The 25619-nt window shown below is 50.1% G+C and carries 25 protein-coding genes; all 25 read left to right on the forward strand.

Annotation, left to right across the window (positions count from 1 at the left end):
• Positions 1–75: 75 nt before the first annotated feature.
• The 25 genes from BM082_RS00530 to BM082_RS00645 all read left to right on the forward strand — a co-directional run bounded on the left by BM082_RS00530 (position 76) and on the right by BM082_RS00645 (position 25619).
• Complete coding sequence (locus BM082_RS00530) at positions 76–996, forward strand: glycoside hydrolase family 17 protein (protein WP_017009853.1); 921 nt, start codon at positions 76–78, stop codon at positions 994–996.
• Positions 997–1227: 231 nt separating this feature from the next.
• Entirely contained in the window at positions 1228–1716 is a 489-nt protein-coding gene (locus BM082_RS00535; RefSeq protein WP_017009851.1) for a cyclin-dependent kinase inhibitor 3 family protein, read from the forward strand.
• 266 nt (positions 1717–1982) lie between these two features.
• Positions 1983–2462, forward strand: a complete 480-nt coding sequence (locus BM082_RS00540) for a hypothetical protein (RefSeq protein ID WP_017009849.1) — start codon at positions 1983–1985, stop codon at positions 2460–2462.
• Positions 2463–2572: 110 nt separating this feature from the next.
• Complete coding sequence (locus tag BM082_RS00545; RefSeq protein ID WP_244275870.1) at positions 2573–3160, forward strand: hypothetical protein; 588 nt, start codon at positions 2573–2575, stop codon at positions 3158–3160.
• A gap of 591 nt (positions 3161–3751) precedes the next feature.
• Positions 3752–4702, forward strand: a complete 951-nt coding sequence (locus BM082_RS00550; RefSeq protein ID WP_017009847.1) for an LPP20 family lipoprotein — start codon at positions 3752–3754, stop codon at positions 4700–4702.
• A 29-nt stretch (positions 4703–4731) separates the two neighbouring features.
• Positions 4732–5721, forward strand: a complete 990-nt coding sequence (locus tag BM082_RS00555) for a hypothetical protein (protein ID WP_074924828.1) — start codon at positions 4732–4734, stop codon at positions 5719–5721.
• Positions 5722–5723: 2 nt separating this feature from the next.
• Positions 5724–6326, forward strand: a complete 603-nt coding sequence (locus BM082_RS00560; RefSeq protein WP_074924831.1) for an LPP20 family lipoprotein — start codon at positions 5724–5726, stop codon at positions 6324–6326.
• 108 nt (positions 6327–6434) lie between these two features.
• Complete coding sequence (locus tag BM082_RS00565) at positions 6435–7955, forward strand: transglycosylase SLT domain-containing protein (RefSeq protein WP_074924833.1); 1521 nt, start codon at positions 6435–6437, stop codon at positions 7953–7955.
• Between the two features lie 15 nt (positions 7956–7970).
• Positions 7971–8132 carry a hypothetical protein gene (locus BM082_RS25025; protein ID WP_017009843.1) on the forward strand — a complete coding sequence of 54 codons (162 nt, stop codon included), beginning with the start codon at positions 7971–7973 and terminating at the stop codon, positions 8130–8132.
• A 5-nt stretch (positions 8133–8137) separates the two neighbouring features.
• Positions 8138–8929 (forward strand): ETEC_3214 domain-containing protein, encoded by a 792-nt coding sequence (locus tag BM082_RS00570; RefSeq protein ID WP_017016002.1) that lies wholly within the window; start codon positions 8138–8140, stop codon positions 8927–8929.
• Between the two features lie 564 nt (positions 8930–9493).
• Positions 9494–11434: a phage tail sheath family protein gene (locus tag BM082_RS00575; RefSeq protein WP_017016001.1), complete on the forward strand. Its 1941-nt coding sequence runs from the start codon at positions 9494–9496 to the stop codon at positions 11432–11434.
• A gap of 70 nt (positions 11435–11504) precedes the next feature.
• Entirely contained in the window at positions 11505–12032 is a 528-nt protein-coding gene (locus BM082_RS00580; RefSeq protein WP_074924835.1) for a phage tail protein, read from the forward strand.
• A 27-nt stretch (positions 12033–12059) separates the two neighbouring features.
• Complete coding sequence (locus BM082_RS00585; protein ID WP_074924838.1) at positions 12060–13004, forward strand: hypothetical protein; 945 nt, start codon at positions 12060–12062, stop codon at positions 13002–13004.
• Positions 13001–14059, forward strand: coding sequence for a hypothetical protein (locus BM082_RS00590; protein WP_074924841.1), 1059 nt, complete (start codon positions 13001–13003; stop codon positions 14057–14059). The genes BM082_RS00585 and BM082_RS00590 overlap by 4 nt, the downstream gene beginning before the upstream one ends.
• On the forward strand, positions 14056–15372 hold the full coding sequence (locus BM082_RS00595; protein ID WP_074924844.1) for a Pvc16 family protein: 1317 nt from the start codon (positions 14056–14058) through the stop codon (positions 15370–15372). Before BM082_RS00590 ends, BM082_RS00595 begins: the two co-directional genes overlap by 4 nt.
• Positions 15369–17435, forward strand: coding sequence for an ATP-binding protein (locus tag BM082_RS00600; protein WP_074924846.1), 2067 nt, complete (start codon positions 15369–15371; stop codon positions 17433–17435). Before BM082_RS00595 ends, BM082_RS00600 begins: the two co-directional genes overlap by 4 nt.
• Positions 17428–19212: an eCIS core domain-containing protein gene (locus BM082_RS00605; RefSeq protein WP_074924847.1), complete on the forward strand. Its 1785-nt coding sequence runs from the start codon at positions 17428–17430 to the stop codon at positions 19210–19212. Before BM082_RS00600 ends, BM082_RS00605 begins: the two co-directional genes overlap by 8 nt.
• Positions 19213–19243: 31 nt before the next feature.
• On the forward strand, positions 19244–19474 hold the full coding sequence (locus tag BM082_RS00610; protein ID WP_241810428.1) for a hypothetical protein: 231 nt from the start codon (positions 19244–19246) through the stop codon (positions 19472–19474).
• The gene (locus tag BM082_RS00615) at positions 19475–20098 is read left to right on the forward strand and encodes a CIS tube protein (RefSeq protein WP_074924848.1); all 624 of its coding nucleotides are present in this window, start codon (positions 19475–19477) and stop codon (positions 20096–20098) included.
• A gap of 27 nt (positions 20099–20125) precedes the next feature.
• A complete protein-coding gene (locus BM082_RS00620) occupies positions 20126–20485 on the forward strand; it encodes a hypothetical protein (protein WP_074924849.1) in 360 nt (119 codons plus the stop codon).
• Positions 20485–21612, forward strand: a complete 1128-nt coding sequence (locus BM082_RS00625) for a hypothetical protein (protein ID WP_074924850.1) — start codon at positions 20485–20487, stop codon at positions 21610–21612. Before BM082_RS00620 ends, BM082_RS00625 begins: the two co-directional genes overlap by 1 nt.
• 45 nt (positions 21613–21657) lie before the next feature.
• A complete protein-coding gene (locus BM082_RS00630) occupies positions 21658–22173 on the forward strand; it encodes a phage baseplate assembly protein V (RefSeq protein WP_074924851.1) in 516 nt (171 codons plus the stop codon).
• Positions 22174–22335: 162 nt separating this feature from the next.
• Positions 22336–22659, forward strand: a complete 324-nt coding sequence (locus tag BM082_RS00635; RefSeq protein WP_074924852.1) for a hypothetical protein — start codon at positions 22336–22338, stop codon at positions 22657–22659.
• Positions 22660–22728: 69 nt separating this feature from the next.
• Complete coding sequence (locus tag BM082_RS00640; protein ID WP_017009905.1) at positions 22729–23094, forward strand: GPW/gp25 family protein; 366 nt, start codon at positions 22729–22731, stop codon at positions 23092–23094.
• Positions 23091–25619 carry a baseplate J/gp47 family protein gene (locus tag BM082_RS00645; RefSeq protein ID WP_074924853.1) on the forward strand — a complete coding sequence of 843 codons (2529 nt, stop codon included), beginning with the start codon at positions 23091–23093 and terminating at the stop codon, positions 25617–25619. The genes BM082_RS00640 and BM082_RS00645 overlap by 4 nt, the downstream gene beginning before the upstream one ends.

Consider the following 25619-nt stretch of genomic DNA (forward strand, 5'->3'; position numbering starts at 1 on the left):
CCATAGCCACATCAAAAGACACGGGAGCATGTTTTACTTTCCCGTGTCTTATAAAAAGAGAAAGGAAATAAGTTCATGGAACTGAGAAACGCCATTTGTTATTCAGGGTACCGAGAAGGCCAAAATCCCCGCGAAGGGATTTATCCAAGTTATGACGAAGTCAAAGAAGACCTTCAGATTTTGTCAAAAAACTGGGGCGCACTCCGACTCTATGATTGCAGCCATCACGCAAGATTGGTGCTGGATGTTATCGAGAACGAAGGAATGGATTTCAAAGTGATGCTCGGCGCGGACGTTGCTGCTGAAATGAATAACCCTGGGTGCCCGTGGGGTGCACAATTCAGTGAGGAAGAACTCGCTGCTAATCGTCAGAAAAACAGCGAAGAAATTGATCGCTTGATCGCGTTGGCAAATGAGTATCCAAATAGTGTGGGTTATGTCTCTGTGGGTAACGAAGCGAGTGTTGAGTGGACGGATCATCTGATCTCAGTTGAAAAGCTGGTTGAACACGTTGAGCGCGTTAAGAGTGCAATTTCACAGCCAGTAACATTCTGTGAAAACTATGTACCATGGACCTACAAGTTAGGTGCATTGGCGGAAGCGTTAGACTTCATCTCTGTTCACACGTACCCAATCTGGGAATACAAGACGATTGATGAAGCGCTCGAATACACCAAACAAAACTACTACGCAGTAAGAGATTGCAATCCAGGTAAGCCTGTTGTGATCACAGAAGCTGGTTGGGCTACAGCTTCAAACGGTCGTGGTATTGAAGCATGGAATGCTAACCAAGAGCTTCAAGCTGCATACTACGAGCAACTAATGGAATGGACGCGTGCAGAAAACATTCTAACCTTTGTTTTCGAAGCGTTTGATGAACCTTGGAAAGGCGATTCACACCCAGAAGAGCCAGAGAAACACTGGGGCTTGTTTAAGGTAGATCGCACACCAAAATTGGTGATGCAGTCGTTGTATGGCGAAGTTGAGCCTGCGTAAGCATGGACATGCACCGTTGACTGAATAAGTCAGTGCCAAGCAACGAGAAAGGGCGACGTTAAGTCGCCCTTTCTACGTTTAATGAACATGAAGATAGATACATTCTTCATCTTTCTGTAGTAAAACTGCAGCAATATAATAGGTCGTGTAGATGACAGCGGGATCAATCGGTATTCAATGCCGTTTGATCCCGCTGTTAGCAAAAAAATTTTGTTGATTTAGGGAAAAAATATGACACATCCAACATGGGAACTGCCTGTAGATAAAGGCGCATTGATCCTGACACCTTGTCCGGGAACAAAAGGTGAAGGGTTAACGGAAAGCCTTGAGCAGTTGCAACGTCAAGGTGCAACCGTCATCGTTACCGCGATTAACCATGAAGAAATGGCTGATAAAAACGTCGCTGCACTGGGTGAAGAAACCCAGCGTTTGGGCATGCAGTGGTTCCATGTGCCTATTGAAGACGATTGTGCGCCTGCAGAAGATTTTCAAAACAACTGGAAGGCGAGCCGCGAGGCACTTCATCAAGCTATAGAAAATGGTAACAAAGTTGTGATGCACTGCATGGGAGGCTCAGGCCGCACCGGATTGCTTGCTGCGCACTTGCTTCTTGAACGTAACTGGGAGCTTGAAGATATCGTCCGTGAGGTGCAAGCACTTCGCCCAGGTGCATTTACCAAACCGCTTCAAGTGGAATATATTGGTACACTTGTTGAGTAAAAATTTAATTAAATCCATATTTATAAAAAGGCTGCTATGTGCAGCCTTTTTTAATGTTTTAATTTTATCCATTAAAGATGTCATCAATGATACAAAGTGAGATTTTTAAATGATAAATAATATCGCGGTGCGGGAATGTATATCGCACGTATCTATTCTAATAAAGCAAACTTCTATTTTGATAACGACAGTACTAGGTGTATTAAAACTCTAATACTCATTGTTGAATAGGAATATGCAATTATATTAAAAAGGAAAGTAGTATAATGTTAAAACTATCAGCTGTATTTATGTCATTAGCGCTTGTTTCTGGCTGTTCAACCATCGTAAGCGAGAGTAGCTATCCAGTTTCTATTTCTAGCAGCCCATCGCAAGCTGACTTTGTTCTTGTGAACCGTGAAGGACAACAGGTCCACACCGGAACAACACCAGACACTGTCACACTCAACGCTTCATCAGGTTTTTTCAAAGGTGAAACGTATCAACTGATTCTTAACAAAGACGGCTACGAAGAAAAAACCATTGAAATTGAAAGCACTGTCGATGGTTGGTACTTTGGCAATATTCTGTTCGGCGGCTTGATCGGAATGCTTATCGTTGACCCAGCAACGGGTGCAATGTTCAAACTGCCTGAAGGGGCTGAAGCACAACTTGACGAAAAAGCGGTAGATGCAAGCACTGTGACCATCGCGATGATAGATGCGATTCCAGAAGAGCAACGTGCATCACTTATTCAGGTTAAATAGTACTACAGCTATCGATTTTTAATTGTATGCCTTTAAATAAGTGATAAGTCTCATATCGCTTACTTCATATGTATGAAGTAAGCGATTTTTATTTTTGGAAAGAAAAAATTATGAGCGAAAGCCAAAGTGTTATGGGTCCAACATTATTTATGTTTACGGTAATATTGGCAGCTTTTGCAATGTATTTTGAAGCACCCGCAATGATGTTCTACTTGGTTTTTGTCAGACTGATTTATGCTATTTTTGTGTCAATAGTCATTGATGGATGGAAAAATACACTGCCAGTGTTGGTAGAAACATCGAAGATTCGGTGGAACAGAAACATCAATGGCATTCCGGTAAGTGACACGACCAATGCTCTTGTCAATTTGCACTTTAAAAGTGAGCGAGAACTGAAGCGTGCTTTTTTGACGTTGCTGATACCGAAAGCCATCATTGTCGTGGCCTTGGCTGTTTTGGCCATGGTCAACGTTTATCAAAACGTTGATGGCATGATCAACTCTCCGCTTCATGCAATATCAATCGTTGTCGTTTGCTACATCCTTGTTAAGGTTTGTTGGGTCTTCCATCTGTTAGCGACACTGAAATCGAGCAGATGGTACTTACACAATGCAGCGTTCGGTGAGGACACGTATTACTCCGCTTACTTGTCATTACCTGACACCTTGGAGCCATACTTAATAAAAGTCTTCGAATGAAATCGTGGCGTATTGAAAGTGTGCATAGAAGAGCCTTTGGGCTCTTTTTATTATGAAAAACGAGCTCTATTCTGAAGGGGATGAATTTTTACATGGGGGCCACTTGGTATATTCAAAGAATAGTAGTAGGCAAGGTACGAACGAAGGTTATTGCACGGCTGTATTGTCGTTATTAATATTATTATAACCACCTGTTAAATTAATGATGCTATTACTCTCTGAGTGAGAGTGTTATTTGTTGAAACAATTATTAATCAATAATACTTGGTTCATATATTGAGTGCTCTATCAAATTAAGTGAAATTAATTGGTACGTTTGCAAATAATATCTTGATCTACTGTTGAAAACTTTTAAGTTACTTCCGATAATCCCCGCACTATTGGTGAGGTGTCATGTGATTTATCTCGTTAAATATATTCACATCACGCAATAAACTGTTACTTGACTCGAAATGATTGCCTTCTTTGATTATACCGACAACTCGGACGTTTTCGTTAGCCTGTCCATAATTCATCGATGGCGTCATTGGTAAGGGCGTTTAAGACGAAATGAAAAACATAAACAAAAAAATGTTCATACGAGTTCTACCTATGGTGTTTTTCCCCGTCCTTTTCTCGGGTTGTCAGTCCACCACACCGCCTGATTGGTATGCTGTTGAACAGGTTAATCATCCTGAGTATGTCTATGCCGTTGGTGAAGGTCGTAGTTTAAATCTAGCTAAAAAATCAGCACTTAGCGGTGTTAACTCACAGCTGTGGACACAAGTGGATTCGACGTTTTCGATGAATGATGTCTATAAAAGAATCAATGATGATTCGACATCATACGAAACCACAAGCAACAAGATTAATGCCAAAAGTGCACAAGTGACCTTGACGGGCGTGGAATATGTCCAGTCTGAAAAGAACGATGTGGCTTATTATGTCCAAGCAAGAGTAGGGCGAGATAATATTAAATCGCAACTATCTTCTGAGATAAAACAAATAGAAAGCGCTGCGAAATCAAAGATCGAAAACTTGAGTCACCAAGACAAATTACTTTGGTGGTTAGACAACAGAGGCTCTGAGGAAAAGCTTGAAGATCTTTATGTTCGTCTCGCGATTCTTTCTTCACTAGGCAGTGATGAAGAAAACAGCGTTGTTTATTTGCCAGAACTGCTTGGTGATATTTCAAAAGTAAAATCTGAACTTCTGGTATCTATTCGTCCAGATAAGAAAGACAGAAAAAGTGCCGCCTTTATTTCTGAGAAATTCTCTGTTGAAGGTATCGCTACCACGCAATCGTCTTCTCGCCAAGCAACACATATTTTGACCATGAAATCGGAATACCGTCGCGGCATGGTAGGCGATGCGTATATCACGACAAAATTGACGGACCTGGTACTAAAAAACAAGGCCGGCAAAACCTTGGCTAACAATGAAATTATCTCAACAGGTAATTCAATGACCAGTTACAAGTTGTCCCAAGAAGGCGCTGAACGCCATTTTTCAGCATTGCTCGAAGAAGCAGGCATTTGGCAAGCTGTTGGGCTTAAAAAGTAGAAAGATAAATTCACACTGGAGTATCTAAAGTGTTTAAGAAAGGGTTAGTGGCAGTCGCGCTTACAACAGCGCTAACAGGTTGTGGTGTAACGGCAGTATGTCCTCCGGGTACCGAAATCGAGATGGAAACAGCAGGTATTCCTGCGAAAGCATCTGACGAACTGAAAGTGATCGTTCTTCCGGTAGACATGGAATTTAAAGACGCTGCTAAAGGCCGTCTTCAAACCGTATTCCGTAACGACTTGGAAGCCACCATTGAAGGTACGGGCGCTAAACTGGTTGATCGCAAACTGGCTAACAAGCTGAAAGGCGAAATCAAACTGGCAGAGCAAAGCGGCCGTTACAACAAATCGGGTGTGCCAATCGCTGACCTAGCAGTTATCACAGAAGTGACTGCAAGCAACCTGTCTAGCTCTTTCTCAGAAGCTTACTCTTACGAGAACGATGACGGCGAGACGAAATACGTTCCTGCTAAATGTTCGTTCACCACAGAAGTGAAAGCCGTTGCGAAAGTGGTTTCACTTCCAGACATGAACCTCGTTCAGCGTATTGAGCTAGGTGCGAGTGATTACAGCTCGACTGAAACAAACAACTCTCGTTGCCCAATTTCAAACGCACAATACAAAGGCATGGCGAGTGAAGCAGCAGAGAAAGCGGTAGCGTACAACTTTGAGCTTCAAAAGCTGCTAGCACCTTCTGCTCCTGTTACTGCGATGCGTCAGTGTGAAGCGGGTACCATGGTGAAAGTCGCAATGGGTAGCAAGAAGAAGCTAGAGCCAGGCACATACATCACCCTTTCTCAAATTCACAAATCTGACGAGGGCGACATTGAAACGTTCACTCTAGGTGAAGGTTATGTTGTGAAACATGAGCAAGATGCCGTGAAGCCAAACTTCTCATGGGTTGCTATCGACGAAGAAATGTCTCTGCGAATCCGTAAAGGCGACTCAGCGAAAGTGGTACCTGAAGAGTGCCCAATCTTGAACCCAATGTGTCACCTAAACCAGCTAGGCCTGTAATAATGAAAAAAACCATTGTCGCCACTGCATTAGCACTGATGCTTTCTGCATGCTCAAGCAATAACCAAACCGTCGAACAAAGCCAAAACTTTGCGGCGTGTACGTTCCCGGATTCTCCAAAAGACAACGCACCAGGCTGGATTTGTGACGTGATGCCATCTGACATCGCTACTGCAGCGACCGGTTACGCGAAGAAAAGCGCAGCGGGCATGAGCGTAATGCGCAGAATTGCGGCGAGTGAAGCGCGCGTTGCGCTGGCTTCTCAATTCGAAACTGACGTGAACAACATGTTCAAGCAAGCGGTTGAGAGCACAGTGCAAACTGACGCGACGGTTGGCACGACTGAATCTGTTATGGAAGTGTTTGAGAACGTTACCAAGACCGTTGTTTCTCGCACCCTGACTAACAGCAAAGTGTTGGTGAGCCAAACCAGTCCTTCAGGCGGCCTTTACGTGCTAGTGGGGATGGATGACGCGGCTTACAAAGTCAACATGAACAGCGTGATCGATGCTGTGACAGAAGATTCAGCGTTGTGGGACCAATTCAACAACGAAAAAGCGGCAGAAGACCTTGCTAACGCGCTTGAGTCTCTGAAACAGCTTTAAGTTGGAATCTTGTTAGGCACTTTGCGGTTCAGCAGGGTGCTTTCAAACCCTTACCTTATGAGGTTATCGCCAGATAGCCTCTTTTTCTATGTGGCTAGGAATTACCAGATGTCATTGGGTCGAATGAAAATTGTCGCCGCATGTATTGCTGCGGTTTTATCAACCACTTCTGTTTTGTCAACCAATCTTGCATACGCATCAGATTCTTTTGATGAGCTTGAACGTGAATCTAAGCGTGTAAACATGTCTCAATCAGAGAAAAAAGCACAGTTCCACGAATGGCTAGATGCTTACTTGTCAGAATATGAAGCGTGGCGAGAGGCATATACCAAAGACATCGATCAACAGCGTGAAACGCTGATCGATCATTGGGGCAGTGGTGAGCTGTCTGATCAAACAAAACACGTTGAATACGCAAAAGACAACACAGTGAAAAAAGTTGTCGATTACGAGAATAATACCGCTGTGGTGTCAGTGCTTATTGACGCAGACGGTAACGTTGATCAATCAACCTTGCCGAAGGACAAGATTGAGATTGATGGCCAAGTCATCGAATTGACGAAAGCAGAAAAGCGCATTGATGTTGTGGATTATTCTGCAGAACAAGAGAAGAAAGAGAAAGCCTTCATCGTTGATCATGTCTATGCACAAATGCAGGAATTGGACGTACAAGCGGAACGATTGATTCGTTCAGGCACGGGAATTCCCGACTCGTTCATCTACGAGCGTGCATATAACAAAAAACTGGAACTGTTGGCATCAGCAAAAACGCGCATCTCGGCATTGTCAGCGCAGTTCAAGCAAAAGCGCTTAGCGCTTGGCATTCCTGAGTCAGTGGCTAAAACACCAATTTCAACAGAAAAACCACAGACCAAACCGGCTGTGAAGCCTACTGTTGAGGCAGAGAAGCCGAAGAAAGAAGCTGCCGTGGTTGTTGAAACCAACAAACCAGATCCAGTGATTGCAGAGCAAGCGGTTGAAATTGAAACGCCCGTCGAGGTTAAGGCACCTGCTGTTACTGAAAAACCTGTAGTAGCGGTAAAACCTGAGAAGAAAATTGTCAGCTACACAGTGAAGTTGCCAGAAAACGCATTGAAATCTCGCGCATCGACATTCCAACCTTTGGTGGAAAAAGAGAGTGAGCGTTGGGATGTAGAAGCCGCGTTGGTGATGGCAATCATGCACAGTGAATCGTCTTTCCGTCCTGATGCGAAATCACATGTTCCAGCGTATGGCTTGATGCAAGTCGTGCCAACCAGTGCGGGGCATGATGTGAACAAGCAAGTTCACAATATCGATGCGCCGATGAAGGCGGATGATCTCTATGTGCCGCCATTCAACGTTGAAGCAGGCACGGCATATTTGAACATTCTCAATACCCGTTACCTGCGTTCTATCACCAACGAAGAAAGCCGCATGTATTGCGTAATTGCCGCCTATAACACGGGTGCAGGTAACGTGGCGCGCGCGTTTAACGCAGACCGCTCAACCAACATTCGTAAAGCAGCACACGTGATCAACGCGATGACGCCAGACGAAGTGTATGAGCACATGATTAACAATCTGCCATACGACGAAACAAAGAATTATTTGAAGAAAGTGAGCGGCCGTATCGCGCTCTATAAGTAGTGTCGGAGAACATAAATGTTGAAATATATTGTATTTGCGCTGGTTGGGTTTGGCGTATTTATCGGGGTAAGGTTTTCTGACGACATTACACGTTACATCAGCGAAGACGACATCGAAGCCATCAGTGAGCAAGTGATTGATACTGCCATTGAAAAACTTGAAGATCTGAAGGGGTAAGCGACATGTCTTTGGTTGAGAACAACGAACAACTTTGCCCGGAAGCGCAAGAAGAAATCATTGAACGTAACCTGCGTCAGCGCGTGCGTGAAAAATGGGCGAAGATCATTACCTTCGTTTCCATCATCGCGATTGCATTGGGCGGGTTGAATGACACCATGGATGCGCTCGAAAAAGTGTATACCCTCTCTTTGTCGCAGTTCACTGATATTCCTTCGCACAACAAGCTTGATCGCATATACATTCGCGCATCAGAAGACGTGTTGGAAGAAACGTTCGGTGCGCCTGTATACATGAAGAAAAGCATGTCAGGGGATTTCATCAGATACTACCAAGACAAACGTTTTGTGTTGTCAGCAGTGACGCGTGATGGCGCAATTTCAGCATTCTTGGTTTTTCCTGAAGAGGGCTTTTTACCCAACACCAACGAGCATTCAGGCGGGGAGTTTCTTCTTGAGCAAGCCTTCTCTGCACATGAAATGGTGAATGACATTCGCTTGAACTCATCACGTTCGGTTAGCTATTACATTGAAGAAAACAGTGAAGGTGATTTCAGTAACTTGTATAACTCTGTAGCGGGTTATAGCGAGTTTCTTGGGCCGTTAGATGACAACACGAAGCGTCTTTTTGATGCGCTGTCAGAAAGCATGATGCTGGGTGATGACGTAACAAAACCTGCGGTCGCACTGCGTGATGCCATTACGCCGAACTTTTACGGCTACAGTATTCTTGGTCTGGACGTACTGGAAAGTGCCATTTTGACCTTGTCAGAATACCGCTTGATCACTGAACAATGATCACCGAGCAATGATTGCTAGCGTTTAACGCTGTCTTAAAAAAGGAGCCAAATGGCTCCTTTTTTGTCTCACTTTCTCTTATTCGTATCAGCCGGAAAACTGAGCAAATTAGTGGGTGAATGTGTCACAAAATGCCCAGTAAAGTAGTCTTTCTCATTTTGCGTAAAAAAAGTTGGACTTAAATAAGCAAAAACTGATGATAAGGATTACATTCACGCTATGCCTTTGAAATTAAGGCCGTAAAACGAACGTTCTTTTTTGCGAAAATCCAGCGTTCAGAGGAGACTCTCTTAACTCCGCGACAAACGTCCCGCCTGATTTCGCCCCATCCTTTGTGTATCTATTCACCAATACTCTTCAAGGGTGTTTCTAAATCTAACGTTTAAAACGTTGTGATATGCCAAGTTGCTTTTCTGCTAAGCCACCCCCTTGGTGATTGAAACGCTTTCCTTTGAGTGCCGATGTGTTTAGAAGGCGTGCAGAATTGGGTGGTGTTTACATCCCTCACTTCGCACCAGAGGTAAAAAGGTTTTGCGCCAATTGTCTCGATTGAGGAGGTATTCCATGCCAGTCGCACTGACATACCCGGGCGTTTACATTCAAGAAATCCCCAGTGGTAGCCGCTCCATCGGTGGCGTAGCTACATCCATCGCCGCGTTTGTCGGCGGCTTTTCTCGAGGACCACTCAACTCGCCTGTGACCCTGTTTCATGTTGGTGATTTCGACACCCATCTCGGCGGTGTGCATACCGACAGTGAAACCAGCTATGCCATTTCTCAGTTCTATCTCAATGGCGGTGGTCAGGCAGTTGCCGTTCGGGTTGGTGGAGGTACAACGGGCGACATGACAGTGCAAAGCTGGAATGGCCTTACATCACTCCGTTTTACTGCAGGTCGCCAAGTTCAAGACGCACTGGTTGAAGATCCGGGCCGATGGAACAACCACATTCGTGTTGATATCGATTACCTTACGTCTGATCCCGCCAATTTATTCAACCTTTCGGTATCGGAAATCCGCCATGTCGATGGGGTTGAAGTCCCTGTTCGCAGCGAAACTTTCTCCAATGTTTCAATGGTGACCACACACCCCCGCTATGTGCTGAGCGTGGTCAATGACGATTCCCTTATGGTGCAGTTGCGACTTCCTGCTCCAGGTACGGATATGCCTGCGCCGACAGGGTTTTATTCTGGTGTGCAAGACACCACGACATACGCTGCAATGGCAGACGCTAATACGCTTCAAGTGGATTTAGGCACAGGCGCGTTTGATGTGGTTGTTGATGCGACAACCAAACCCACCACGATAGCTGAAGCTGCCCTGATAATACAAAACGCCATTCGAGACACACGACCTGCCGATCCGCTTTGGGCGCAATGTCAGGTTGTGGTGCGTGGTGATCGTATGGCGATTTTCTCGGGAAGAAGTAGTCCGGACTATCGATCAGGTCAGGTGGTGTCTGTCGCAGAATCGGTGGGGGATGCTGGCTCAGTATTGATGCTTGTTGGCAGCACCGAAGCCAATGTTCAGCAATATGCCATGAACAATGTAGTAGCTGGCCATCAAACTGCTGCAACAGCCGGAACAGATGGCATTGCGCCAACCGCTGCACAGCTTCGTGGTAATCGGAATTTGCGGACGGGCATCTATGCGTTGGAAGACGTTGATCTTTTCAACATCATGATGATCCCTGAAGCCTCGGATTTAGGCAGTGTTGCGGCTATGTCGAGCGTGATCAGTCCTGCGATAAGTTACTGTGAAGAACAACGCGCATTCTTACTGATCGATCCGCCAGATGACGTTAACAGCGTGGAAGAAGCGAGCGATTGGCTCGATGAAGTGGCAGGAGCAGGGCTTCGTCATCGAAACACCGCCGCCTACTATCCGCGTGTTCAAGTGCCCGATCCGAATAACGAAAATCGCCTCAGAACCATCGCACCGAGCGGAACGGTCGCGGGGCTCTATGCCAGAAAAGATACTGAGTCTGGGGTATGGACTGCCGCCGCAGGCATTACCGCAGGTCTTCGAAATGTTATCAGCTTCAATCACTCCCTCACCAACAATGAAATTGGTCTACTGAATCCTATTGGTCTTAATTGTCTTCGAAACGGTGGCATCAGCGGCAACATAGCATGGGGTGCCAGAACCCTTCGAGGTGCGGATGCACTCGCTTCTGAATGGGCGTATATCCCTGTTAGACGTACCGCACTTTTTATTGAGGAATCCCTTTTCCGTGGTCTGCAATGGGCTGTTTTCCAACCCAATGATGAGCCGCTCTGGTCAGAGATCCGCATCGCGGTGACCAATTTTATGCAGGGACTCTTCCGTCAAAAAGCGTTCCAAGGCTCTGCGCCTGAACAAGCCTTTCTCGTCAAGTGTGATGCAGAAACGACCACACCCGCTGACCGCGCGGCAGGGCGTGTGAATGTACTCGTGGGATTCGCACCGAAAAATCCTGCGGAGTTTGTGGTGGTGAGTTTGCAGCTCATGAACAACAGTGGCAGCTAAAGGCATGAAGGGTCGCGCCTCATTAGGCGTGTTTAAGGCAAGCGAATTCGAATAATTGCGAGGAGGCGACATGTCGCAGCTGAATGTAAATGGTCAACGCATTGTTCCGTATCCCGGCTACAAATTCATCGTGAAAGAGATGGGTGGCGACGTGTTGGCAGCGGTTCAAAAAGTCTCTGGACTGAGTCGCTCTGTAGAAGTGTTGGAATACCGAGAAGGGGGCGACCCGTCCCACACCCGTAAATCCCCCGGACAAGCCAAGTTTGAGGCCATAACGTTAGAACGCGGCGTGACAGAGAATCTGCAGTTTGAACAATGGGCCAACAAAGTATGGCGCATCGGCACAGACCTTGGGGGGGAAGTGTCACTGGCTGATTTTCGTAAAACGCTGATTTTAGACGTGCTCAACGAAGCAGGTCAGAAGGTGATGAGTTACACCATTCACGCCTGCTGGATATCAGATTACAAAGCCATTCCCGCACTGGATGCGTCGAGTTCGGCGTTCATGATTCAGTCAGTGAAGTTGGAAAACGAAGGGTGGGAGCGCAATGATGTTAGCGTGCCGAAAGAACCAAGCTTTGTTTATCCTGAATCGTGATCCTGCGCTGAGTGTTGAGTAAGAAAAATGCGAGTTGGTATCGCGTCATTAGACGACAATCAGCGTGTTGCCCTTTGGGAATCGGCGATGGAGTTATCGCCTGCTCAACGTGCAATCACCATTTTGGCGGCTCATCTGCCGACAGTGCCGTTCGACGCATTGCAGCGTTGGACGCTGGTAGGGCGAGACCATGCCTTGCTGTTGGCATACCGCAGCCAATTCGGTGAGGGCATTCAAGTTGAAGGGCGTTGCCAAGCTTGTGATACTAAAACTCAGCTGGCTTTCACGGTGTCAGACTTACTTGAAAGCAGCTCTGATACATTAAAAGCCGCGGTATATTGTATTGGCAGCCGCGATGAAAGTGGGAACCAATACAAGCACCAACATACACAGGCTTCATTAGTAGACACCGATGTGTACGTGCCGTCTTACTACCTTATTGCGTTTAGCGGCAACGAATATCGGTTTCGATTACCGACAACACAAGACCTTGTGCTCATTCAGGCGTCTTCCAGCAGTTCGAATAACTCTGGCGGGATAACCACTAAACACGTGTGCGAACGATTGCTGGATCAAGCGAGCTTCAACGATCTGTGTGCCGTGTTTGCTGATAAACACAGCCAAGGTAGCGCGACAGAACGGACAAAAAACGAAAGGGAGCAACAGGACAAAGGGTTAGAGAGCGAAGAGCAAAAAGCATGGACCAGCACCTTGGATGCGTTGGAACAAGAAATGCTGCGTATCGAACCGCTGACCATCGTTTCGCTGAATGCGTCGTGCCCCGAATGCGGGGCACAAACGCAGCATCAATTTGACATTGGTCACCAGTATTGGGCACTACTCGCCGCTGATGTTGAGAAACAACTGTGGGATGTACATATTCTCGCTACCGCTTATGGCTGGTCGAGTGATGCCATCTTATCGATGAGTCCGGCGCGTCGTCGCCAACATATCGCAATGGTGATCTCATGAGTCGTCTATTCGGTCAATACCTCTCGCGAAACCTACAAGGTCAACAAACCTTGAAACCGATGATCCCGTCTTACTATTCGGGGATCTCAGTGGGCATGCCTTCACGCCAATCTATTTCAGGAACGCAGGCACCTAGCCAAGGGAATTCGGGGCAATCAGAAGGGAGGGAAGGCGATGCGTTTTCGTCGCCAGCATCGTCTTCTTCATTGCTCTCGAACGCGTATCACGCGTCGAATGTTGTGGCCATTTCACCGTCTGGTTCGACGTTGTTCCACGACGCAATGGATAGCGTCAGTGCGTCCCCAGCAACGGTTCGCGATATTGAAAATGACCATGAAAGCAGTGTTACTCAAAATAGTCTTACCCAAAAAAAGGGCACCAATAGCGACGCAACCGAAGGATATGCAGACAGCGCGACGCATCCAACCCCAGTCTCGCCAATGTCTGAAGCTCAATCACTTTCGCAACATGGCTCGAGCCTTGCGCATTCATGCTCGAGCAACATGTCGTCGCTACATTCAAGAAGCCCAATAAGTCAGGGCTCAGACGGGAAAGCCATCACATCGGCTGTTCAACACACTCACCATGACCAAAGACGCGGAGAACGCGGAAACGAAGACGCTGACGTAGCATCGGCAAATACCCCATCTCATCAAACGTCACCGAGCCGTGGCAATTACACGCAGGACATGGCCGCTTCAATTTTGTCGCCGATGTCTCCTCCAGCTCTAACATCGACCATGAACGCGGCCTCTCAACCGAGCGTTACGTCGGTGCAAGCCAGCCATTCTCCGCTCACTGCAGATGTGTCTACTGCCTCGTTGTCAGAGCGTGTTCAACAGATGGAGCAGGCAAAGCAATTTGCCGCGAAGCGCCGACATGCAGAGAGCAATGTGTCGGTGAATGTCACTATTGGGCAGGTAACAGTGACCACATCAGCGCAGCCTCAGTCGTCTACGCATTCACCTCAGCACGTTGCCCGCGAGCGACCGGCGTGGAAGCCTTCAATGACGCTTAATGACTACCTTCGTCAGCGTCAGGATGGTGAACGATGAGCAGTGCATTAGCGATTGCAGGCGTCACCCAATTGATGCGTGACTTGCTCAACGACGGCTTGGTGGATCACGACGTGGCGGCAGTGGTGAATACCAATGTGCCCGTGCACGCTTTACCGCCAGATCAGATGTTGGCGCAAGAAGAAAATAACGCGCCAGCGTTGAACGTGTTTCTGTATCACTCCGAAGTGAACGGCGCGTGGGCGAATCAAGGCTTACCGACACGAAACAGTGATGGTCAAAGGGTCAACAATACGCCGCTGGCCTTAGATCTGTATTACCTTGTCAGCGCCTACGGCACGGCAGATCTGCACAATGACGTGCTCTTAGGGTATGTAATGCAGATTTTGCATGAACACCCTGGGTTTACGCGTTCTGAAATCCAAACGGCATTGAATCCCTCTCCCGCCATTGCAGCGGGCTTACCGCCTTTACTGCAAGCACTGGCTAACACTGGCTTGGCCGATCAAGCAGAAGCACTGCGTATTGCGCCTCATCCTTTGCCAGTTGGCGAAATGTCGTCATTGTGGAGTGCGCTTCAAAGCCAATATCGTCCGTCCATGACCTACCGCGTGTCCACCGTGATCATTCAATCGAGCGCACCAGCCCATAACGTGCTGCCTGTGTTGACCATTGGTGACGACAATTCAGGGCCAATGGTGATCGCGACCCTCGCGCCGGACGCGCCCTTGATTCGTCGAGTGATCACGCCAGCCTTGCAGTCCAGCGCGCGCGTCAACGATGTGTTTGATGTGGAAGGCGTAGAAATGGGCGGGGCGAACCCAAGGTTTTCATTGTCTCACCTACATCCTTCTTTAAACATTGAACACACTGTCATGGCACAAGCAGGCGGCGATACACGTGGGCAATCCATGCAAGTGCCTAATGCTCTCGCCAGTTGGGCGTCGGGCACCTATTCGTTGCTGTTCCATCAAGACGTGGCGGGCTCTGCGCAAACGTCGAATCAACTCACCGTACAAATCGCCCCGGTGCTGACGTTGCCACCGCTGAGCATTGTTCGAGCCGCATCGAGTATCACGGTCACCATCCGTGTTTCGCCGCATTTTCACCCCGGCCAACAAGCGACGTTATGGCTTGGCAGTGAAGGGGCAAGCGCCCAAGAAATCACCACCGCGACAGATACATTGACCTTTGTTTTCTCCGCCCTCGCAGCGGGCAATTATCCGGTTCGAATCCGTGTAGACGGTGTGGACAGTTGGTTCATTGAGCGTGATCGTCCGCCCATTGCCCCTGACTTTACGCCGCGCCCGCCGATTTATGATCCAACGCAAATCGTGGTGGTGCCAGCATGACCGACATCCTTCGATTCGATGCAGAAAAAGAGAACGCCAATGCTACTTCCAGCGTCAGTGCGGAACATACTCGCGAATCCGCCTCGTTTATGAGTTGGCAACAGGCGAATCACAGCCACATGGTTGACGTTATCGCGTGGGTGCAAGAAGGGTTGGCCATTCTTTCAAAACCTTCCCTTGCAGGGCGGGGTGAGCGTAAAAATATACGTCCTTTGAGCGAGATCCATCGTCAGTATGTCACTGAGCCGCCGACCGCCTTTACCCTTCTCGTGCAGCAATTTGGCTTAAATGGTGTAGATCAAACGGCATTGGCGCTTTCATTAAGCGCAGCACTGGACAGCGATGTGAGTAAGATCTGCGCGTCGATGTCCGGAAATCCGCTGCAAACCAATCCAAGTATCGGGATGGCGCTCTCTTTACATGGGTTAAGTGACCAAGGTGGTGAGAGCGACAGAAGTGTATTTTCACCGCACTCCCCGCTGCGGTATTGGTTGCTGATTGAGTGGCAATCCATTGGCGCGAGCGATGCCATCATTTCCCCAGACGAGCGTATTCTCAATTTTGTTCGTGGCGTGAATTACTTGGATGAACGCCTGAGCGTGATGTTAGAGCCGACAAGGGATCACGCCGCTCAACGGCCACTTAGCGCCTCACAAGAAATCCAACGCATCGGGGCCTTGCGCTTTATTCAGCAAATGATGCAGGTACACACTCAGTCGCATCGCGCAATTATCGAACTGTATGGCGAAGACAAAACCAGCAAGCGAAACATGGCACACACACTTGCGGCAAGTGTCGGCATGAATTTGCACCGCTTGCATGCGACGAGCTTGCCGACCCATGCCAACGACCTCGATGCGCTATCTCGTTTGTGGCAGCGTGAAGCAGGGCTATCACCGCTATTGCTGGTGATTGAAGGCACGGACGATCCGTCACGTCAGCATGTGGTTGAGCAATTTGTTGAACGTATTCACGGCGTGGTTGTGCTCGAAGCGGGGGACTCGCCCATGGGGATTTTTCCACATAGTTTCCCGCTTCATGTAGCGCGTCCATCCGTGACAGAACAAGAGCAATATTGGCGACAGTTGTTACCCCATGCCGATGCTGATTTGCCACTGCGTTTGTCGGAGCAATTTTCCTTTAGCCAATCCGATATTCAGCAATTGGTCACGGTTTCTTCGCTTCATGAACAGGGCGGATTGCACGTTGAGCACGTGCTTTGGAAAGCGTGCCAACGCCATTCTTCGACAGCATTATCGCGCCTTGCGCAGCGCATTGATTGCAAAGCCAATTGGGAAACCTTGGTACTGCCGCCGAAGCAAACCACCATGCTTGAACAACTCACGGCGCAAGTGGGGTTACGAAATCGTGTTTATCAACAATGGGGATTTCGCGAACGCATGAGCCGAGGCATGGGCATCAGCGCCATGTTCTGTGGTGACAGCGGTACGGGGAAAACCATGGCGGCAGAAGCCATTGCCAGCGCGTTGGAACTGGATTTATACCGCATTGATTTGTCGAGCGTGATCAGCAAATACATCGGCGAGACTGAGAAGAAAATGCGTGAACTGTTTCAGGCGGCTGAGCAGTGTGGGGCGATCCTGTTTTTTGATGAAGCCGATGCCTTGTTCGGCAAACGTAGTGACGTGAAAAGCAGTAACGACAGATACGCCAACATCGGCATTGATGATTTGTTGCAGCGTATCGAAAGCTATCGTGGGCTGGCGATTTTGGCGACCAATCTGAAATCTTCTATCGATAAAGCCTTCCTACGCCGATTGCGGTTTGTGGTGGATTTTCCCTTCCCAGGGCCTGCCGAGCGTGAACGCATTTGGCGCACCGTGTTCCCACCACAAACACCGCTCTCAGACGATGTTGATCCCGTGCGTTTGTCGCGTTTAAACCTGACGGGCGGCAGCATTCACAATGTTGCACTCAACGGCGCCTTTCTCGCCGCGCAGCATAACGAACCCGTGGCGATGCGTTTTTTGATGGAAGCGGCATCGGCGGAATTGCAAAAACTCGATAGACCAGTGAAAGCGGGGGACTTGGATTATGGCTGAGCACGCAATCACAACTAAACCAAGACCTTCGAGCAACACCAACAAGACAGTTGAACGCAAGGCCAACAAACCAGCAGTGCCACCAGTGGTGCCGCAACGCGAACCGTCTTTCTCGAACTTGGCAATTGTGCAGCGCAAATGCGCGTGTGGAAACGTCGCGCCACAAGGCGGTACGTGTGGGGCATGTGCTGCAAAATCCGCTGCGTCCCCGTTAGCCAGCAACGCGTTTCTATCTCGCCCATCGTCTTCCACGTCATCGGTTCAAGCGGGCAATCTGTCTGAGGCACTCCGTGCGCGCGCCGAACAAATCTTTGGCACTGTGCTGCCTGACGTCAATATCCACACCGGCGCAAAAGCGCAAACGTATGCAAGTGCTTTGCAGGCCAAAGCATTCACCACTGGGTCCGACGTGTATTTCGGCGCGGGCTTTTACCAGCCAAACACGACATCAGGTTTGCAGCTTATTGGCCACGAACTCACCCATGTGATGCAGCAGCGTAGAGGGTTGTCGTTCGCCAAACTGCAAGGAACAGGCGACGCATACGAAAAAGAAGCCGACCGCGGTGGTGAAGCCTTTGCGGCGGGGAAAGCCTTTCAACTCGCCACCCCATCAGGCCCCGTTGGACGTTGGGCACAGCGTGATATGGATGCCTCTCAATCGGCGCAAGTGGTGGGCATGGACGATCCTGACCACGATTTGGAATTTCTTGGTGAAGCGTTTGACCAAGATGAATTACAGAGCTTGTTTGATGGTTTGCGCGAATATGAAGACGCGCAGCACAGCCTGTATTTGATCCCCGAATCTGCCATTGATCAAATAGGGGGAGACCCTGCGCCATCGAGTAACTTGGTGTCTCAAGTTGGGGCAATCCCGAATCAAGGCGTCGGTGTCGGGCAAGATATTGGGACAACTGGCATTGCCCAAGCCAAGGCACTTGATGGTGTCACCCATAGCGCGGAGCAATTGCTCGGTGGCGCGTCAGGTCAGCCTCGTGTTGTGCAGCGCGCCGTCGTTGCGGGTTGTAATGTCCCTGCGATGACCATGGGGCAAATAGGGATTGCCGCACACCGTCAAATCGGCGGGTTTTGTGGTTTGCTCTATCAAGCCATTTCACCCAGCACGCCCTGTTTGGGGAATGGTCACCCGGGTTTTCAAATTCCCGGCTCAACTCGCCCAGACATGGTGAAGCAGTATCCGCCTACCGCTACGCCGCTGGTGGATGAATTAGGGGAAATCAAACCCGCATCTTGGCTCAACGGTCGACAGGTCGATGCGGAGGCACAATTAAACCGAGATTTGGCAAATTACACCCGAATCATCGGCCCTGCAACTACCATGTGGTCATACGCGTTTCCGACCATGCCGTTTGTCGCCAATCCGCTGCAAGATTTGTCCGTCTGGCCGCCAACAGGCGGGGCGACCTCTAACGGTGTGTATTACTACCGTTGCCGAAATACACAACGTCGCCGCGCACCAAGGCGTATCCGTATTCGCATCCATTTGCCTGTGCCGGTTGTGTTGCCGCAACCACAATCTGTGCCGCGTGTCGCTCCTCAACCGCAGCCACAGCCGCTACCTCAACCACAACCACAACCTCAGACGCCGCGACCCACCAATCCGGTTTCACCGCCAACACATGCACCAGATTTGCGTCCAGTGGCAGGTGCTGTCGCAGCGGTCGGGTTGGGATATTTTATTTATCGCGGGATCCGGTTGATCCCATCGTTTGCGCCACCGCTGTGGTGGACGATGCCCGCGAATTTAGCAATGCCTTAATGGAGTGAGTGGGGACATGGGAGAGAAAAAGATGAAGATAAATCTCCATATTGATGACATTTCGTTGCCGGATAACGCCACGTATCACGACGTGTATCGTGCCTTATCGCATGCCGTTGTTGAGCAATGGCCGAGCGGGTTGTCTGACGGTGCGACGTCCATACGAGAGCACGCAATTGCGCGAGAGCAAGCCATCGTCCGAACGACGGAAAGCGTGATGCATCAGTTGCAAACCCTTACACAAGTAGGAAGGGGACGCTAAATGTTATCGAGTCAGCCGAACTTCCTCAAAGGTGGCATTGTGTTACTCGACCAGCAAAGCGGAGAGCCGATTGAGGCCATTCCTTTGCTGATTAACCCTGCCACGCTCAGCACCCAATTTGAGGTGAAATCCCCCGCCGGTGCGCAAACGCGCTCAGAACCGATGCGCTTGAACGGGCCACCGAAAGAGTCCATCAGTTTCGAAGCGACCTTGGATGCCACCGACGCGATGGAACGCGGGGATCGCGATGCGTTGAATTACGGGATTGGCCACTACATCGCCGCATTGCGTGGGCTGATCACGCCAAGCCGCCGGCAATTGATGGATAACGACACCCTCGCCAGGCAGGGGAAGCTCACCATTATTCCCATGGTTCAGCCATTGCCCGTGTTTAGTTGGGGGATGAACCGCAGAGTGCCAGTGCGGTTTACCAGTCTGTCGCTGCAAGAAGAGTTCTTTAATTCGGCGCTGAACCCGCTCCGCGCGAAAGCCAGCGTGAACCTGCAAGTGCTAACCGTTGATGATTTGGGGTTTGACCATCCTGCATCATCACTGTTTCTGCATTATTTGGCAGGGTTGGAACGTCAAGCCAGCAAGGCAACCAAACCCGCACTAGACAACTGATTCGCTGATTAGAAGAAGGACATCAAGATGACCGATCTTTCACACTATTTGCTTAGCAACACGGAAGAGACCGCAGACTTTACGCCGAACAGTCGTTACGTCGGGTTGCCGTTGCGTGTGATGACAGATGCAAATGGCACGGAAAGGGTGTTTGTGAGTCGTCGTTTCCTTCCCCAGCCTGCGTCAACGGAACGCTTGCAAAGCCTTGTGATTCGGGAAGGAGACAGGCTCGACATGCTCGGCGCGGCGTATTATGCCGACGCGTCAAAATGGTGGTGTATTGCCGATGCAAATTTGGTGCAACACCCTGATGAGCTTGTCAGTCAAATTGGGCGACGCATTGCGCTGCGTTCTGATGACACTGAGAACGGTTCTGGAGGGCGCTGATGTCTGATGTTGTCATGAGTTTGTACATTGGTCCTGTTGCGCCTGTGCCGGTTACCAAAGCCGTGATTCATGCGTTCATTTCCTGTGAGGTTCGCTCAGTGACCACGGGTAAATCAGGGTTTCAGTTGGTGTTTGAAATCGATAACAACTCGCCACTGCATACCGTGTTTCTGCTGTCGGCGAATAGCCCTATCCCAATGGTTCGCACCGTGATTGCGGTAGAAATGTTCGGCAAGAAATCCGTATTAATGGATGGCGTGGTGACTGATCACGCAGTCTCACCCGGTGCAGTGCCAGGGGTGTCTCGATTGACGTTAACGGGGGAGGATTTAAGCCGTGTATTGGATTACATCGATTTCAGCTTTATGCGGTATCCCGCCATGCCTGATTTTGCGCGCATCAACTTGGTGTTGGCGAAATATGCCTTTATGGGGCTGATCCCCAAAGTCATCCCTTCCGTGCTGATTGATGTGCCTGTTCCCACCCAGCGTATTCCCGCGCACCAAGGGACAGATCTGAAATACATCATGTCGTTGGCAGATCGCGTGGGGTATGTGTTTTATATCGAACCCACCGACCAAGTTGGCGTCTCTGTTGCCTATTGGGGGCCAGACGTGCGCCTTGGCAAAGTGCAAAAACCGTTAAACGATGATTTGGATGCCCACAGAAACGTCGTTTCGTTATCGGGGAGTGTGGATACCCAAAGTGCAGTATTGCCGACGATTACCATCATGAACCCTCAAACCAAAGTGCCGATCACCCTTCCTGTGCCAGATGTTAATCCCTTAAATCCGCCCTTGGGCATCGTGCGTCCTATTCCGTTGCAGAAAGCGCCAATCACAGGCACGGCCAAATATTCCCCTGTTCAAGCGGCGCTGGTGGGGTTAGCCAAAGCCGCCAAATCGGCGGTTCGTGCGGTGAAAATGACAGGCACCTTAGACGTATTGGCGTATGGCAGCTTGTTGGAAGCGAGGAAGAACGTCTCGGTGCGCGGCGCAGGGCATGCCTTCAATGGGCTTCATTATGTGGATTCTGTCACCACCACGTTGAGCGAAGGTGAATTGAAGCAGACGTTTGAGCTACGCCGAGATGGCTTGTTGTCGACAGTGAGTAGGGTGCCGCTATGACCCATCACATGTATGAAATGGAGACAATGACACGGGGAGAGAAAAATGACCGAAAAATACTTCGGTAAATACCGCGGCACCGTGGTGAATAACGTCGACCCTATGATGCAAGGCCGCATTCTGGCTACCGTGCCTGATGCGACGGGCATGCCGCCGGGGAGCTGGTGCTTACCCTGTTTGCCCGTGCTTGGCCTGAATTCGGGGATCTTCTCGGTGCCGCCCATTGGCGCGGGGGTCTGGATTGAATTCGAGCAAGGGGATGTTGATTACCCCATTTGGACGGGCTGTTACGCAGGGGCCGCGTCAGACATTCCCAGCTTGGCGAAAACTGCGATTGCGCCGATTTCAGCCATCACGCTTCAAACCATGGCAAAGAACGGCATTGTTATCAGTGACGCGCTAGGACCAATGGGGCTGGGTGGCATCACGTTACAAACCGCCACGGGCGTAACGTTGTCGGTATCGGATGCTGGCATTTTCATCACCAATGGGAAAGGCGCGCAGATCAATCTTGTTGGGCCGACGGTGGATATTAACAGCGGGGCGCTGACGATTACTTAGGGGCAGGGAGGGCGAGAAGCGAGAGGAGAGATTCGAGGAAGAGCAGGGACGAGAAGCGAGAGAAGAGATTCGAGAAAGAGCAGGAAGAGCGGAAAGAAAAAAAAGCAAAAGCAAAAGCTAGAGAGAAAGAAACGTGTTGTGGCAATGGAGTGAGGTGAGGGTATGCCAGGAAATTTGCTACATGTCGGTGCCACCGTTATGTGTTCTCACGGCGGGCAGGCGAATCCGACAGTACCGAATCCCAGAGTGATGGTGTCGGGCAATGCCACGGTATTGCAGACAGCGCCTTACACTGTGGCGGGTTGTGCGATGCCACCACCAACGGCAGGTAACGGCCCATGTGTGACTGCGCAGTGGGTAACGGGAACGGTGCGCGTACTTTCCTTAGGGCAACCTTTAGTGTTGAACACGAGCCAATCAGTGTGTGCGCCGACAGGGACACCGCTGATCCCATCCGTGGTGCAACCCCGCGTGGTGGCGTCTTAGGCTCTTTGCATTGGCAACAGCCACGGTGTTGTATCGCCGTGGAATAACAGCGACAGAGGTGAACGAAACATGAGTTACCCTGACTTTCCATATCGCATAGATACACAAGGGCGAACCGCGACCACCTTGCATCCGGATTTGATCCGCGATCGCATCGAGCAAGTGCTGTTCACGCAACCCGGCGAACGGGTGATGATGCCAACCTTTGGCTGCGGATTAGGCCGACTGCTGTTTGCGCCTGCGGGCGATGTCGTGGCGGAAGAAACCCGCACATTGGTCGCCACCGCATTACAAACATGGATGCCAGACGACATTGAACTGACGGAAGTGACGGTGAATTTCATCGGATCAGCCTTGCAGATTGATGTGGGCTACAACCTGCTTCCCTCGGGCGATCCGCAATCTGCCAGTTTCACTCGGGAGGCCGCAGGATGATGTATTTCTGTTGCGACCAACGTCGCCGTGAAGCGGTTCGAGGCACCTCCCTCAATGGCGTCGACTTTGTGGAAGTGTTGGATCGTGCCGCCGCTGTTCCGCAAGACCGACAACGTTTTCTGCACCTGCACCTTGTCAATGCACCTAACGGTCTCGTGCTCGATGCTGACAACATCCGACTTGAAGGTGGCGCGGCCGTTGAAGTGGTGGGTGTGAGCATGGGGTTGGATGGGCAAACCAATGTTGTCGTTATCGAACTCGCGCAGCCGGGGGATTTCTCGCCGTATACGCTGAACATCGTGACCAGCACGCTCAATCCTGCTCCGCCGCCTAGCTTTGATCCTGTGCTGTCTTCCATTACCTTTTCGTTCAAAGTGGAATGTCCTACACCGTTTGATTGTTTGTCTGACTGCGATTGCCCTGATGATCCAGTGCCTGAGACTGACATTGATTACACCGGGCGAGATTTCCACTCTTTCCGCCGAATGATGCTCGATCGCATGGCCATCGCATCGCCTTCCTTTGCCACGGGTCACCCCGCGGATTTGTCCAGCGCGCTGGTGGATATTCTGGCGTATACCGCCGACCAAATTGCTTACCAGCAGGATGCCGCACAAACCGAAGCCTATCTGCATCATGCGCGTTCTCGCATCTCCCTCAGTCGCCTGACACGCATTGTCGATTACGCGGTGGATGAAGGTTGCAATGCCCGTTGTTTTTGCCATTTATCGGTTTCCAGCGATGTGTTGCCGATGGCACCAAGCACCGTGGTTGTGCCTCAAGGCAGTGCGGTGTGTACGCGATTGAACGAACAACCTGTGACCTTCGCACGGGACGATGCATTGCTGATGAAAAGCCGCGCCGTGTATGAAACGTGCCATGATGTTGCTGGCCTATTTGCCGCTCACAATGAGATGCTGTTTTACACCTGGAGCGATGCGCGTTGCCATTTACCACGAGGGGCTACACAAGCCACCTTGGCGGGGCATTTACCTGATCTTGATGCGGGTATGTATCTCGCCATTGAAGAAATCACAGGTGCGAATACAGGCAACCATGCCGATGCGGTTCTCAATCATCGCCACGTCGTGCTGCTGACGGAGACTCAAGCCTTTGATGAAGGCGGCGATCCGCTGACTGACCCTGTAACAGGGGATGAAATCACACTGATCCATTGGCATTCCAGAGATGCACTTCGCGCTCCAGTGTGCGTTTCATCTGAAACCGCTATCGAAGAAGGTCGCCGTTATATTGAGCCTGTCAGCGTGGCGCGCGGCAACATGGTGTTGGTCGATCATGGACAGACCTTGAGCAACGAAGCCTTGCCTTCGGTACCTGAACCTTATCTGGCGTGGGCGCCCGGGAAAGGGCGCGAGGCCAAACAACGAAAATCAGGCAACTGCGCCGAAACGGGGTGTGAACCTCGCCAAGCCGAATTGCTCCCGCCGCGTTATCAACCGCTTTTGGCCTATGCCCCTTTGACTTTCAGCCCCGATTATTTCGCGCAATCGGAAACCGTCGCCGCGTCAGATGTGTTGCGCACGCCCATTCCTGCTGATACCTATCCCAATATCGCTTTGCAAAGTGATGACGGGATGGAAACCCTGAGTTATGAGCCCGTGCGCGACATCCTTGTCAGCGACAGTGCGGCGCGGGTATTTAAACCTGAAGTGGAGCGCGACGGGGCGGTGAGTTTGCGTTTTGGCGATAATGTGTTTGGTCGCCGCCCGTTATCAGGCACCGCGTTTTCAGCGACCTACCGCGTGGGCATTGGTTCTGCAGGGCATATCGGAGCTGACAAACTTCATCACCTCGCGCTTGCACTGCCCGAAGTGAACGCGGTCAGAAACATCACGGCGGGCGCGGGTGGCCGAAACCCAGAAACCAACGCTAACATTCGAAAACGCGCGCCTTTCCTGTTCAAAACCCAAGAGCGCGCCGTGACCCGTGAAGACTATAAAACCCTGGGGCAACGCTTGGCGTGGATTCAAGATGTCAGCTGCGCCTATGTCCATACTGGCAGTTGGATTACCACCTTCGCGCTGCCCGATCCCAAAGATCGTGTCGGCATGCTGGATGAACAGCGCACCGAGCTGCGTCATCACTATGAGAAATATCGCCTTGCAGCGCACGATGTTGAAGTGTCAACGCCCGTGTATGTGCCGCTCGAAATCACCTTGCACGTTTGCCTCGCCAAGAATGCCTCCAAATCGCATGTTCAGCAGGTGCTTCTCAAATTGTTCTCGGCAAAACGCCTTACGAATGGGCGTTTGGGTTTGCTTCATCCTGACCAGTTCCGCGCGGGGGAAACCTTGCATTTGTCACCGTTGATCGCCGCCGCACAAAACGTGGAGGGTGTGATTGCCGCAAAGGCGACCCGTTTTCGTCGCTTCGGCGACCCGAGAACCAGCGGCTTGTCTGAGCGAAAACTGAAATTCTCTAGAACCGAAATTGCGCGAGTGGATAACGACATGAGTCATCCCGGCAACGGCGTGTTCTTGTTAGACATGGAAGGAGGGCGCTGA

It is taken from the genome of Enterovibrio norvegicus DSM 15893 (assembly GCF_900115495.1).
GTDB classification, from domain to species: domain Bacteria; phylum Pseudomonadota; class Gammaproteobacteria; order Enterobacterales; family Vibrionaceae; genus Enterovibrio; species Enterovibrio norvegicus.

What these genes read in the sequence shown, in the direction of transcription:
- BM082_RS00530 (WP_017009853.1), top strand. Translation starts at nt 76, where the DNA reads ATGGAACTGAGAAACGCCATTTGTTATTCAGGGTACCGAGAAGGCCAA.
- BM082_RS00535 (WP_017009851.1), top strand. Translation starts at nt 1,228, where the DNA reads ATGACACATCCAACATGGGAACTGCCTGTAGATAAAGGCGCATTGATC.
- BM082_RS00540 (WP_017009849.1), top strand. Translation starts at nt 1,983, where the DNA reads ATGTTAAAACTATCAGCTGTATTTATGTCATTAGCGCTTGTTTCTGGC.
- BM082_RS00545 (WP_244275870.1), top strand. Translation starts at nt 2,573, where the DNA reads ATGAGCGAAAGCCAAAGTGTTATGGGTCCAACATTATTTATGTTTACG.
- BM082_RS00550 (WP_017009847.1), top strand. Translation starts at nt 3,752, where the DNA reads ATGGTGTTTTTCCCCGTCCTTTTCTCGGGTTGTCAGTCCACCACACCG.
- BM082_RS00560 (WP_074924831.1), top strand. Translation starts at nt 5,724, where the DNA reads ATGAAAAAAACCATTGTCGCCACTGCATTAGCACTGATGCTTTCTGCA.
- BM082_RS00565 (WP_074924833.1), top strand. Translation starts at nt 6,435, where the DNA reads ATGTCATTGGGTCGAATGAAAATTGTCGCCGCATGTATTGCTGCGGTT.
- BM082_RS25025 (WP_017009843.1), top strand. Translation starts at nt 7,971, where the DNA reads ATGTTGAAATATATTGTATTTGCGCTGGTTGGGTTTGGCGTATTTATC.
- BM082_RS00570 (WP_017016002.1), top strand. Translation starts at nt 8,138, where the DNA reads ATGTCTTTGGTTGAGAACAACGAACAACTTTGCCCGGAAGCGCAAGAA.
- BM082_RS00575 (WP_017016001.1), top strand. Translation starts at nt 9,494, where the DNA reads ATGCCAGTCGCACTGACATACCCGGGCGTTTACATTCAAGAAATCCCC.
- BM082_RS00580 (WP_074924835.1), top strand. Translation starts at nt 11,505, where the DNA reads ATGTCGCAGCTGAATGTAAATGGTCAACGCATTGTTCCGTATCCCGGC.
- BM082_RS00585 (WP_074924838.1), top strand. Translation starts at nt 12,060, where the DNA reads ATGCGAGTTGGTATCGCGTCATTAGACGACAATCAGCGTGTTGCCCTT.
- BM082_RS00590 (WP_074924841.1), top strand. Translation starts at nt 13,001, where the DNA reads ATGAGTCGTCTATTCGGTCAATACCTCTCGCGAAACCTACAAGGTCAA.
- BM082_RS00595 (WP_074924844.1), top strand. Translation starts at nt 14,056, where the DNA reads ATGAGCAGTGCATTAGCGATTGCAGGCGTCACCCAATTGATGCGTGAC.
- BM082_RS00600 (WP_074924846.1), top strand. Translation starts at nt 15,369, where the DNA reads ATGACCGACATCCTTCGATTCGATGCAGAAAAAGAGAACGCCAATGCT.
- BM082_RS00605 (WP_074924847.1), top strand. Translation starts at nt 17,428, where the DNA reads ATGGCTGAGCACGCAATCACAACTAAACCAAGACCTTCGAGCAACACC.
- BM082_RS00610 (WP_241810428.1), top strand. Translation starts at nt 19,244, where the DNA reads ATGAAGATAAATCTCCATATTGATGACATTTCGTTGCCGGATAACGCC.
- BM082_RS00615 (WP_074924848.1), top strand. Translation starts at nt 19,475, where the DNA reads ATGTTATCGAGTCAGCCGAACTTCCTCAAAGGTGGCATTGTGTTACTC.
- BM082_RS00620 (WP_074924849.1), top strand. Translation starts at nt 20,126, where the DNA reads ATGACCGATCTTTCACACTATTTGCTTAGCAACACGGAAGAGACCGCA.
- BM082_RS00625 (WP_074924850.1), top strand. Translation starts at nt 20,485, where the DNA reads ATGTCTGATGTTGTCATGAGTTTGTACATTGGTCCTGTTGCGCCTGTG.
- BM082_RS00630 (WP_074924851.1), top strand. Translation starts at nt 21,658, where the DNA reads ATGACCGAAAAATACTTCGGTAAATACCGCGGCACCGTGGTGAATAAC.
- BM082_RS00635 (WP_074924852.1), top strand. Translation starts at nt 22,336, where the DNA reads ATGCCAGGAAATTTGCTACATGTCGGTGCCACCGTTATGTGTTCTCAC.
- BM082_RS00640 (WP_017009905.1), top strand. Translation starts at nt 22,729, where the DNA reads ATGAGTTACCCTGACTTTCCATATCGCATAGATACACAAGGGCGAACC.
- BM082_RS00645 (WP_074924853.1), top strand. Translation starts at nt 23,091, where the DNA reads ATGATGTATTTCTGTTGCGACCAACGTCGCCGTGAAGCGGTTCGAGGC.